This is a genomic window from Vreelandella boliviensis LC1, assembly GCF_000236035.1.
GTDB lineage: Bacteria > Pseudomonadota > Gammaproteobacteria > Pseudomonadales > Halomonadaceae > Vreelandella > Vreelandella boliviensis.
In genome coordinates this window covers 137,633-149,892 of record NZ_JH393257.1, presented here as the reverse complement: position 1 = coordinate 149,892, position 12,260 = coordinate 137,633, and the positions used below count along the sequence as shown (strand labels likewise).

Annotated in this window: 9 protein-coding genes; all 9 read left to right on the top strand. The window is 54.5% G+C overall.

The features are described 5' to 3' along the window. Positions 1-317: 317 nt before the first annotated feature. The 9 genes from sdhC (at position 318) to sucD (ending at position 12,191) form a co-directional block, all read left to right on the top strand. Positions 318-695, top strand: coding sequence for a succinate dehydrogenase, cytochrome b556 subunit (gene sdhC / locus KUC_RS00645; RefSeq protein ID WP_205634159.1), 378 nt, complete (start codon positions 318-320; stop codon positions 693-695). Next, on the top strand, positions 689-1,036 hold the full coding sequence (gene sdhD, locus KUC_RS00640) for a succinate dehydrogenase, hydrophobic membrane anchor protein (protein WP_040479082.1): 348 nt from the start codon (positions 689-691) through the stop codon (positions 1,034-1,036). Before sdhC ends, sdhD begins: the two co-directional genes overlap by 7 nt. Before the next feature lie 4 nt (positions 1,037-1,040). Beyond that, positions 1,041-2,813, top strand: a complete 1,773-nt coding sequence (gene sdhA, locus KUC_RS00635; RefSeq protein WP_007111121.1) for a succinate dehydrogenase flavoprotein subunit — start codon at positions 1,041-1,043, stop codon at positions 2,811-2,813. 27 nt (positions 2,814-2,840) lie between these two features. Then, on the top strand, positions 2,841-3,551 hold the full coding sequence (locus tag KUC_RS00630; RefSeq protein WP_009287296.1) for a succinate dehydrogenase iron-sulfur subunit: 711 nt from the start codon (positions 2,841-2,843) through the stop codon (positions 3,549-3,551). 422 nt (positions 3,552-3,973) lie between these two features. Beyond that, positions 3,974-6,808, top strand: a complete 2,835-nt coding sequence (locus tag KUC_RS00625) for a 2-oxoglutarate dehydrogenase E1 component (protein WP_040480069.1) — start codon at positions 3,974-3,976, stop codon at positions 6,806-6,808. A gap of 38 nt (positions 6,809-6,846) precedes the next feature. Then, entirely contained in the window at positions 6,847-8,397 is a 1,551-nt protein-coding gene (odhB, locus tag KUC_RS00620) for a 2-oxoglutarate dehydrogenase complex dihydrolipoyllysine-residue succinyltransferase (RefSeq protein ID WP_007111118.1), read from the top strand. Positions 8,398-8,533: 136 nt separating this feature from the next. Beyond that, positions 8,534-9,973 carry a dihydrolipoyl dehydrogenase gene (gene lpdA / locus KUC_RS00615; RefSeq protein ID WP_040479077.1) on the top strand — a complete coding sequence of 480 codons (1,440 nt, stop codon included), beginning with the start codon at positions 8,534-8,536 and terminating at the stop codon, positions 9,971-9,973. 179 nt (positions 9,974-10,152) lie between these two features. Then, entirely contained in the window at positions 10,153-11,319 is a 1,167-nt protein-coding gene (gene sucC / locus KUC_RS00610; protein WP_007111116.1) for an ADP-forming succinate--CoA ligase subunit beta, read from the top strand. Beyond that, positions 11,319-12,191 carry a succinate--CoA ligase subunit alpha gene (gene sucD, locus KUC_RS00605; RefSeq protein ID WP_007111115.1) on the top strand — a complete coding sequence of 291 codons (873 nt, stop codon included), beginning with the start codon at positions 11,319-11,321 and terminating at the stop codon, positions 12,189-12,191. Before sucC ends, sucD begins: the two co-directional genes overlap by 1 nt. Positions 12,192-12,260 lie beyond the last annotated feature (69 nt).

Below are 12,260 nucleotides of genomic sequence, written 5' to 3'. Positions count from 1 at the left end.
GACCATGCGCCAGAGGATTGACGATAGGCTAATGTGATATGTTAACAGGCTTAGCAAGTTGCTAATCTACTGTCACTATAACCATGCTGCAGCGCAAAATCGACTCAGGACGAAGACAATTTTCTTGCACCATAGTCGAGTTAGGCCTGAGTTCGGTTTGTAAGCGAGGGCGAAGGTTCTTATAATCTACGGCGCGCGACCGGCAGGTAGGAGGTCGTGCCCAACTTGGCAACGGCCGAGCCCCTTCCCGAAACCACCGCCCGCTCGGGCCATGCCCGATCTGTCTCAGAGCGGACCAAGAGAGTGTGTACAAAGCCGTGAATAGTAAACGACCCGTAAACCTAGACCTTTCCACCATACATTTTCCACTACCAGCACTGACGTCGATTACCCACCGCATCACGGGTGTCATCCTGTTCGTTGGCCTGATCTTCGCTTTTTGGGCGCTGGGCAAATCTTTGTCATCACCAGCGGGTTTCGACGCCGTTAGCGATGCACTGGCCAATAACTTCTTGGCCAAGTTGATTGCTTGGGGACTGTTATCCGCACTGGCATTTCACTTTGTAGCGGGTATCAAGCACCTGCTGATGGATGCCGACATTGGGGTAACCCTTGAGGGTGGCGTTAAAAAAGCGCAGATCACCATCGTGGTCAGTGCCGTTCTGATTATTCTGGCAGGAGTTTGGGTATGGTAACTAATATTACAAGTTTTGGCCGTAGTGGGCTTTCTGACTGGCTGATGCAGCGCTTTTCTGCTGTTATTTTGGCCCTCTATACGGTCTTTATCGTTGCCTTCCTGCTGTTTAATCCAAACCTCGATTACTACGCGTGGAGCGGTCTATTCAGTCAGACGTGGATGCGGATTTTCTCGCTACTGGCGTTTGTCGCCATAGCGGCACACGCCTGGATCGGTCTGTGGACCGTGACCACCGACTATCTCAAGTCCACTCGCCTGCGCGTGGGTGCCCAAGCTGTCATCATCCTGGGCATTTTCGTGTACTTGGTGTGGGGCATTCAAATTCTGTGGGGAGCTTGATTACATGTCTAATCTGCGTAGCCTGACGTTTGACGCCATTATTATTGGTGGCGGTGGCTCTGGCCTTCGAGCCGCTCTGGAGCTGGCAAAGTCCGGTAAAAAGACGGCCGTGTTATCGAAAGTTTTCCCGACCCGCTCTCACACTGTTTCTGCCCAGGGTGGTATCACCTGCGCAATCGCGTCCGATGACCCGAACGACGATTGGCGCTGGCACATGTATGACACCGTTAAAGGCGGCGATTATATCGCTGACCAGGACGCGGCTGAGTATATGTGTTCTGAAGGCCCAAAAGCGGTATTTGAGCTTGAGCACATGGGTCTGCCGTTCTCTCGTTTAGACAATGGCCGTATCTATCAGCGTCCGTTTGGTGGCCAGTCGAAGAACTTTGGTGAAGGCGGCCAGGCGGCACGTACCTGTGCAGCGGCTGACCGTACCGGCCACGCGCTGCTGCACACGCTTTACCAGAACAACCTGAAGAATAACACCGTGTTCCTGAACGAATGGTACGCGGTTGATTTGGTCAAAAATGCCAGCGGTGACGTGGTCGGCTGTATCGCCATGTGCATTGAGACGGGCGAAGTGGTTCACGTTAAGTCCAAGGCCACGGTATTGGCCACTGGTGGTGCAGGCCGTATTTACGCCTCTACGACCAATGCGCTGATCAACACCGGTGACGGCATTGGTATGGCGCTGCGCGCTGGCTTCCCGATGCAGGACATGGAAATGTGGCAGTTCCACCCGACCGGTATCTACGGTGCGGGTACGCTGGTCACAGAAGGCTGTCGCGGTGAGGGTGGCTACCTGATCAATAAAGATGGCGAGCGCTTTATGGAGCGTTATGCGCCCAACGCCAAAGATTTGGCGGGCCGTGACGTTGTCGCTCGTTCGATGGTCATGGAGATTCTGGAAGGCCGCGGCTGCGGCGAGAAGGGCGACCACGTCTTCCTGAAGCTCGATCACCTGGGTGAAGAAGTACTTGGCAAGCGCCTACCCGGTATCGTTGAGCTTTCTAAGACCTTTGCGCATATCGATCCAGCGAAAGATCCGATCCCGGTTGTACCCACCTGTCACTACATGATGGGCGGTATCCCGACCAACATCCATGGCCAGGCGATTACCATGGATGAAAACGGTAACGATCATATCGTTAACGGTCTGTTTGCCTGTGGTGAAGCAGCATGTGTGTCTGTTCACGGTGCCAACCGCTTGGGCGGTAACTCACTGCTGGATCTGGTGGTCTTTGGGCGTGCTGCTGGCATGTTTATCGAAGGCGCGCTGAACGAAGGCATTGAGTACCTGGATGCTTCCGAGTCTGACATCGAGTCGGCCATGAAGCGGATCACGCGTTGGAATGAGTCTGAAGGTGGCGAAAGCATTCCTGAGCTGAAAGCAGAGCTTCAGGAAATCATGCAGACCTCCTTCGGCGTATTCCGCGAAGAGAAAAACATGCTGGAAGGCGTCGATAAGCTAGCACTGCTGCGTGAGCGCATTGCTAATGCCTATCTGCCTGACAAGTCCAATGCCTTCAACACTGCCCGTGTCGAAGCGCTTGAGCTTGATAACTTGATGGAAGTGGCTGAAGCGACGGCGATCGCTGCCCTTGAGCGCAAAGAGAGCCGCGGCGCCCACTCGCGCTACGACTATCCAGACCGTGATGACGTCAACTGGCTGAAGCACTCATTGTTCTTCCCGGCGACGAAAGAGCTGAAAAAACGCGACGTAAACTTCAAGCCGAAAACCATGGATACGTTCGAGCCTAAGGTTCGTACCTACTAAACGCCGCATAGACGAGAGGGAGTCACTATGTCCAATCTTCAGGTATCCGTATACCGCTACAATCCGGAAACCGACTCCGCACCTTACATGCAGGAGTTTCAGGTCGATACCAAAGGCCGCGATGTAATGGTGCTGGATGTTCTTCATATGATGAAGGAACAAGACAGCGGTTTGGCGTTTCGTCGCAGCTGCCGTGAAGGCGTCTGCGGTTCTGACGGCATGAACATGAACGGCAAAAACGGCTTGGCGTGTATCACGCCGCTGTCAGACGTTGTCAAAAACAACAAGCTGACCCTACGCCCGCTGCCGGGCTTGCCAGTTATTCGCGATATGGTCGTGGATATGGGGCTGTTCTATAAGCAGTACGAGCGTATTCAGCCGTACCTGCAGAACGACACGCCTGCGCCCGCTATTGAACGCCTGCAGTCGCCGGAAGAGCGAGACAAGCTAGATGGCTTGTATGAGTGTATTCTATGCGCATGCTGTTCAACGTCGTGCCCGTCGTTCTGGTGGAATCCAGAGAAGTTCGTGGGCCCGGCGGGGCTGCTGCAATCTTACCGTTTCCTGGCCGATTCACGTGACACGGCCACCAGCGAGCGGTTGAGCAACTTGGAAGATCCGTTCTCGGTGTTCCGTTGCCGTGGCATCATGAACTGTGTAGCGGTGTGCCCAAAAGGCCTTAACCCTACTCGGGCGATTGGTAAAATTCGCGAAATGTTACTCGCTGATGCTACCTAAGCCTATGACATATTAGTAAAAAAGCGTCTGCCACTTAAGTTGGGTGGTAATGCCACTTAAATCATGGCGCTTCGCTTGTTATCATAGGGTTTGTCACGCGGTGCGGCGTCACGTCGCACCGCTGATCAGACAAGTTTGAAAGCCGGTGCCTGGGTACCGGCTTTCGAGCATGAACTGAAGACGAAACACCGTATGACCGTTAGACACGCAGTATGACCGCTAGATACACAGTATGACCGCTAGATGTGGCATGAGGTGTTAGATGGTGAAGTGTTAGAGAATGAAGTGTTAGACGAACAGGGTTTCCGGCCGTTGGCCGGCGCCGCCGGCAAATGTCCCGCCCCGCCGGCAGGGCAATAGCGATGTCGCCGCAGCTTTGCGACGATACCGATACCACCCCATCAGTGCAGGGTGACCGAGAGATGCAACAAGGCATAATGGAGTTGATGTGGCGTTCCTCTCACGTTAGTGGCGGCAATGTTCACTACGTGGAAGCGCTTTACGAGCAGTACCTCGCCGATCCTGAGTCTGTCCCTGACGAATGGCGCAGCTACTTTGACCAGTTGCCGCGCCCCGAGGGCAGTGCCTCCCACGATGTACCACTTAGCCCCGTGCGTGATCAGTTCTACCAGTTGGGGCGCGAAAGTCGCCCGGGCCGTGTAGTCGCCGCTGCCGATAGCGGTGAAAACAAAAAGCAGGTAAAAGTCCTGCAGCTGATTAACGCTTACCGCTTCCGTGGCCATCAAAAGGCCAATATCGACCCGCTAGGACTGCGTAATCCCACCCCCGTACCCGATCTTGATCTGTCCTTTCATCAGCTCTCAAAGGCTGATCTGGACACCGAGTTCCAAACCGGTTCTTTCTTTTTAGGCATCGACAAAGCGCCACTGCGTGACATCGTGGATGCGTTGGAGCGCACTTACTGTCGCTCCATCGGCTGCGAAATCATGCATATCGTCGATACGGAAGAGAAACGCTGGTTACAGCGGCGTTTTGAGTCGGTACGCAGTGCGCCTGATTTAAGCCCTGATGTGCGTAAGCACGTGCTGGAGCGTTTGACGGCCGCCGAAGGTTTGGAGAATTACCTGGCCTCCAAGTATCCAGGTACCAAGCGTTTTGGTCTTGAAGGCGGTGAATCGTTTGTGCCGATGATGGACGAGCTTATCCAACGTGCTGGCGGTTATGGCACCAAGGAAGTCGTCATCGGGATGGCCCACCGTGGGCGACTTAACCTGTTGGTCAATATTTTGGGTAAAAACCCAGCTGACTTGATCGATGAGTTCGACGGCAAGAAAGTCATCGAGCGCGGCTCAGGCGATGTGAAGTACCACCAGGGTTTCAGTTCAAACGTCATGTCCCCGGGCGGCGAAGTCCATTTGGCGATGTCGTTTAACCCGTCGCACCTGGAAATTGTCGCACCTGTTGTAGAAGGCTCGGTGCGTGCCCGCCAGGATCGCCGTAACGACGAAGAGGGTAGCAAAGTGCTGCCGATCAACGTCCACGGTGATGCGGCGTTTGCCGGTCAAGGCGTGGTGATGGAGACATTCCAGATGTCCCAGACCCGTGCTTATAAAACCGGTGGGACGGTCCACATTGTGATTAACAACCAAGTGGGCTTCACCACCTCGCATCCGCTGGATGCACGCTCCACCGAATACTGCACTGATATTGCCAAGATGGTTCAAGCGCCTATTTTCCATGTTAATGGCGATGATCCGGACGCAGTGCTGCACGCTACTCAAGTCGCTCTCGACTATCGCCAGCAGTTCAAAAAGGACGTGGTGATTGATCTGGTTTGTTTTCGTCGTCGTGGTCACAACGAAGCTGACGAGCCGTCAGGCACGCAGCCGATGATGTATGCCAAGATTAAGGATCATCCCTCTGCACGCTCGCTGTATGCTAAGCGTCTAGTTGAGCAGGGCGTACTCTCTGAAGAGTCCGCTAAAGCGATGGTTGAAACTTATCGTGATGATCTAGTGGCGGGCAACCACGTTGCCAATGCATTGGTACAAGAGCCCAATGCTTCGCTGTTCGTTGACTGGGCTCCTTACCTGGGTCACGAATGGTCTGGCGATGCCGACACGACCTTTGATATGAAGCGTCTGCAGCAGTTAGCAGCTCGCATGTGCGAGGTGCCTGACGGCGTCGACGTACAGCGCCAAGTGGCCAAGATTTATGAAGATCGCCGTAAAATGCAAGCCGGTGGTTTGGCACTTAACTGGGGCTTTGCGGAAACGCTGGCTTACGCCACGCTACTAGAGCAGGGCCACCCGATTCGGATTACCGGGCAAGACGTGGGGCGTGGCACTTTCTCCCACCGCCATGCGGTGGTGCATAACCAGAAAGATGGCACTACTTATGTTCCGCTACAGAACATGTCTGATGGTCAGCCGCGTTTCACCATTCATGACTCCTTCCTTTCCGAGGAAGCAGTGTTGGCATTTGAGTACGGTTACTCAACCACCGCACCGAATGACTTGGTGATCTGGGAAGCCCAGTTTGGTGACTTCTTTAACGGCGCCCAGGTGGTCGTGGATCAGTTCATTTCGTCGGGTGAAACGAAGTGGGGCCGCGTCTGTGGTTTAACCATGCTGTTACCGCACGGCTACGAAGGCCAGGGCCCCGAGCATTCTTCGGCGCGCTTGGAGCGCTTCCTGCAAATGTGTGCTGAGCACAATATGCAGGTTTGCGTACCCACTACGCCCGCGCAGATTTATCATCTACTGCGTCGTCAGGTGATTCGTCCGCTGCGTAAGCCGCTGGTGGTGATGACACCTAAATCGCTGCTGCGTCATAAAGAAGCGATTTCGAGCCTTGAAGATCTTGCCCACGGCAAGTTCCACATGGTGCTCGCCGACCAGGCAGATCTCGCGCCGGAGAAGGTCACCCGCGTTGTACTATGTGCTGGCAAGGTCTACTACGACTTAGCCGCTTGGCGCGCAGAGAATGAGCGTCATGACACGGCAATCTTACGGGTTGAGCAGCTCTACCCCTTCCCGAAAGAAGAGCTTCTGGAAGCGCTGCAAGACTATACCAACGTAGAGGACATTGTATGGTGCCAGGAAGAGCCGCTTAATCAGGGCGCTTGGTACTCTAGCCAGCACAATATGCGTGCAGTGGCCGATATGCTGAAAGATGGCCTCGGTCGAGAGTTGAAATTTGCAGGACGTCCTGCTTCTGCTGCTCCGGCAGCTGGCTATATGTCCGTCCACACTGAACAGCAGCGCCAGCTGGTGGAAGACGCTTTTAATTTATAAGCGACCACCGGATTTAAAGAACACATAAGGGAAACGACATGGCTACTGAGATCAAAGCGCCAACCTTTCCGGAATCCGTTGCCGAAGGCACAGTGGCGGCGTGGCATAAAAAGCCGGGTGACAGCGTTGAGCGTGACGAGCTGATTGTTGAAATCGAAACCGACAAAGTAGTACTCGAAGTTGTCGCACCGGAAGCGGGTACCCTGACGGACGTGATGGCCGAAGAGGGCGATACTGTTCAGTCAGAGCAGGTATTAGGCAAAATTGGTGAAGGCAGTGCCTCTGGCGACAGCGGCAAGAAAGAAGAAGCAGAAAGCAAACCTTCCGAAGACAAGCCGGCCAGCAGCGGTAACGGTGGTGGCAAAAAGCACGACGTTAAAGCCCCCAGCTTCCCGGAGTCTATCCAGGAAGGCACGGTAGCGACCTGGCACAAAAAAGTCGGCGAAGCGGTGAAGCGCGATGATGTGCTGGCCGATATCGAAACCGACAAAGTCGTGCTGGAAGTCGTTGCTCCGGCCGATGGCGCCCTGGCTGAAATTAAAGCCGAAGAGGGTAGCCAGGTGGAATCCGAAGCGATTCTGGCCGTGTTTGCCGAAGGTGCCGGTGGCGATAGTTCTGGAGATGGCGGTAGCGATTCAGCACCCGCTAAAGCTGACAGCGGCAGCGATGATGGTGCCGATGAGAAAGTTGGCGACAAAATCCTCGCTCCGGCCGCACGTAAAATGGTTGCTGAGCACGATCTGGACGTTGCCAAGATTGAGGGCACCGGCAAAGGCGGCCGTATCCTGAAAGAAGACGTTCAGAAAGCGGTCAAAGACGGTTCCGCCAAGAAAGCAGCGAAATCGGCTGCTCCGGCGAAAGCTGCCGCTGCTCCGGCTGCCGAAGGTGAGCGCATTGAGAAGCGCGTGCCAATGAGCCGCCTGCGTCAGACTATCGCCAAGCGCTTGGTTCAGGCGCAGCAAACTGCTGCGATGCTGACCACTTACAACGAAGTGGACATGACCGAGATCATGGCCCTACGTGCGCAATACAAAGAGACGTTCTTAAAAGCTCACGATATCAAGCTAGGCTTTATGGGCTTCTTTGTAAAAGCAGCCTCAGAAGCGCTCAAGCGTTACCCGGATGTGAACGCCTCTATCGACGGCACCGACATCGTTTATCACGGCTACCAGGATATCGGCGTTGCTGTCTCCACCGACCGTGGTCTGGTCGTACCGGTACTGCGCGATACCGACAGCATGAAAATTGCCGATGTCGAGCGCACCATTGTCGATTTCGGTAAGCGTGGTCGTGACGGTAAGCTGGGCATGGACGACATGATCGGCGGCACCTTTACCATCACCAATGGCGGCACCTTCGGTTCTTTGATGTCGACCCCGATCATCAACCCGCCGCAAACCGCCATTCTGGGCATGCACAAAATCCAGGATCGTCCGATGGCCATTAACGGCAAGGTTGAGATTCGCCCGATGATGTATCTGGCGCTCTCTTACGACCACCGTATGATCGACGGCAAAGACGCCGTTCAATTCTTGGTCACGCTCAAAGAATTGCTGGAAGACCCGGCGCGCCTACTGCTGGATATCTAAAAAGCATAAGCGTCGTATTGATTGTAATAGTGATTGATTACGCTACGGCTTAACCAGGATATATCTGCAATTGCACACAGCCTCTCGCCCGGTTTGCGTTATCGTGGCGGGAGGCCAGCAAGCTAAAGGAGCCAACATGGCTGATAAGTTTGATGTGATCGTTATCGGTGCCGGCCCTGGTGGTTACGTTGCCGCCATTCGCGCTGCACAGATGGGCCTAAAAGCGGCCTGTATTGAAAAATGGATTGGTAAAGAAGGCAACGTTGTCCACGGTGGCACCTGCCTGAACGTTGGTTGTATCCCGTCTAAAGCGCTGCTTGAAGCCTCCCACAAGTTCGTTGAGGCCAAGCACGATTTCGACGATATGGGTATTCAGGCTGGCGACGTCTCCATGGACGTTACCAAAATGATGGCGCGCAAGGACAAGATCGTTAAGAACTTGACCGGCGGCATCTCTGGCTTGTTCAAGGCCAACGGCGTTACCTCTATTGAAGGCACCGGTAAAGTGGTGTCCGGCAAGCAGGTTGAAGTCACCGACCACGATGGCAAGACCACCACCTATGATGCCGATAATATTGTTATCGCTGCGGGCTCAGTGCCGGTGGAAATTCCGCCGACCCCGCTGACCGAAGGCTTGGTTGTAGACTCTACTGGCGCGCTTGAATTCACCGAAACGCCGAAGCGTTTGGGCGTCATCGGTGCCGGTATTATCGGTCTTGAGCTAGGTAGCGTATGGAACCGTTTAGGCTCAGAAGTCACCGTACTCGAAGCCATGGACGCTTTCCTGCCGATGGTCGACACCACTGTCGCCAAAGAGACGCAGAAACTGCTTAAGAAGCAGGGCCTGGATATCAAACTGGGCGCTCGCGTCACCGGTTCTGAAGTCAAAGGCGAAGAAGTCGTAGTGAAGTACAGCGATGCCAACGGCGAACAAGAGATGACCTTTGATAAGCTCATCGTCTGTGTTGGCCGTCGTCCGTACACCAAAGGTGTCATCGCTGACGGTGTCAGCATTGAGCTGGATGAGCGTGGCTTTATCTTTGTCGACGACCAGTGCCGTACCAACGTCCCGGGCGTTTACGCCATCGGTGACTGTGTACGCGGCCCGATGCTGGCGCACAAAGCCTCTGAAGAGGGCATTATGGTGGCCGATATCATCGCTGGCCATAAAGCCGAGATGAACTACGACACTATTCCGAGCGTCATCTATACCTACCCGGAAGTAGCGTGGGTCGGTATGACCGAGCAAGACGCCAAAGCGAAAGGTATCGAAGTTAAAACCGGCACCTTCCCGTTTGCGGCCAGCGGCCGCGCGATGGCTAACAACGCCACCGAAGGCAGTGCCAAAATTATCGCCGATGCGGAAACTGACCGTATTCTTGGTATGCATATCGTGGGTCAACACGCTGGCGAGATGATCGCCCAAGGCGTGATTGCCATGGAATTCGGCTCTAGCGCCGAAGACCTGGCGCTTACCTGCTACGCGCACCCGACCATGTCGGAAGCCGTTCACGAAGCAGCGCTAGCGGTTGATGGCCACGCGATTCATATGGCCAATCGCAAAAAGCGTAAATAATTCAGTCAGCAACAACGAAGCGCCACCTTTTAAGGGTGGCGCAAACTTTCGGCTTTGTCTTAATCCACAAAGATCGAAAGAACGGGGATGACCAGTTCTTTTAAGACCGTTCTTGTAAAACGGTTCTTAAAAGAAAACTGATCATCGTTCGAGTCACATGCAACCAATGGCATGAATCGATGAATCTTCACGAGTATCAAGGTAAACAGCTGTTTGCCGATTATGGTTTACCAGTGTCTAAAGGCTTTGCCGTCGACACTCCCGAAGAAGCCGAAGAGGCTTGCAAAAAAATCGGTGGTGACATGTGGGTGGTTAAAGCCCAGGTGCACGCCGGTGGCCGTGGTAAAGCGGGTGGCGTTAAGCTGATTAAAGACCCGGCTGAAGCCAAAGCCTTTGCTGAAAAGTGGTTAGGCAAGAACTTGGTCACCTTCCAGACTGACGAAAAAGGTCAGCCGGTTGCCAAGATTCTAGTTGAAACCTGCACCGACATCGCCGACGAGCTGTATCTCGGTGCTGTAGTCGACCGTACTACTCGTCGTGTGGTCTTTATGGCCTCTACCGAAGGCGGTGTAGAGATCGAGACGGTTGCAGAAGAGACGCCGGAAAAGATTCTGAAAGCCGAAATCGATCCGCTAGTCGGCGCACAGCCGTACCAAGCCCGTGAGATGGCGTTTGCGCTGGGCCTGAAAGGCGATCAGATCAAGCAGTTCACCAAGATCTTCTTAGGTCTGTCTCAGTTGTTCCACGACAAAGACTTGGCGCTGTTAGAAATTAACCCGCTGGTTATCACTGACGAAGGCAACCTGCACTGCCTCGACGCCAAGCTGGGCTTAGACAGCAATGCGTTGTACCGTCACCCAGACCTGCAGGCGATGCGCGACCCGTCTCAAGAAGACCAGCGTGAAGCCGATGCGGCGAAGTGGGAACTTAACTATGTCGCGCTTGATGGCAACATCGGCTGCATGGTGAACGGCGCAGGTTTGGCCATGGGCACCATGGACATCGTCAACCTGAGCGGCGGCAAGCCGGCTAACTTCTTGGACGTTGGCGGCGGCGCCACCAAGGAGCGCGTGGCAGAAGCGTTCAAAATCATCCTGTCTGACGACAATGTTAAAGCCGTATTGGTTAACATCTTCGGCGGTATCGTACGTTGCGACATGATTGCTGAAGGCATTATCGGTGCCGTTGAGCAAGTGGGTGTCAACGTACCGGTTGTCGTACGTCTGGAAGGGAACAACGCCGAATTGGGTGCTGAAAAACTAGCATCTAGCGGTCTGAACATCATTGCGGCTACTAGTCTGACCGACGCGGCTCAGCAGGTCGTTAAAGCGGCGGAGGGCAAGTAATGAGCATCCTGATCGATAAGAACACCAAGGTCATCTGCCAGGGCTTTACCGGTGGCCAGGGCACGTTCCACTCCGAGCAGGCGATTGCCTACGGTACGCAAATGGTCGGTGGTGTTACACCGGGCAAAGGCGGCCAGGAGCACCTCGGTCTGCCCGTTTTCAACACCGTGAAAGAAGCGGTAGAGAAAACCGGTGCGGAAGCCAGCGTTATCTACGTACCGGCGCCGTTCTGTAAAGACTCAATCCTTGAAGCGGCTAATGCCGGTATCAAACTGATTGTGTGCATCACCGAAGGCATCGCCACGCTAGACATGCTCGAAGCAAAAGTGAAGTGCGACGAGCTGGGCGTACGTCTGATCGGCCCGAACTGCCCAGGTGTTATCACCCCAGGCGAATGCAAAATCGGCATCATGCCAGGTCACATTCACCAGCCGGGCCGCGTAGGTATCGTGTCTCGCTCTGGTACCTTGACCTATGAAGCCGTTAAACAGACCACTGATCACGGTTTCGGTCAGTCTACCTGTGTGGGCATCGGCGGCGATCCGATTCCGGGCTCTAACTTCATCGACATCCTTGAGATGTTTGAGAAGGACCCGAAAACCGAAGCCATCGTTATGATCGGTGAAATCGGCGGTACGGCTGAAGAAGAAGCGGCAGCTTACATCAAAGCTAATGTTTCCAAGCCCGTGGTTTCCTACATTGCCGGTGTGACTGCACCTCCTGGCAAGCGTATGGGCCACGCGGGCGCGATCATCTCTGGCGGTAAAGGCACCGCTGACGAGAAGTTTGCTGCTCTTGAAGACGCCGGTGTTAAAACCGTGCGCTCTTTGGCAGAAATCGGCGATGCGCTGAAAGAAGTCACTGGCTGGTAAGTCAGCCATTGACGTTAGCCGCACGCTATAAGGGCGCCCCTCGGGGCGCCCTTATTCGTTGGCCAATGT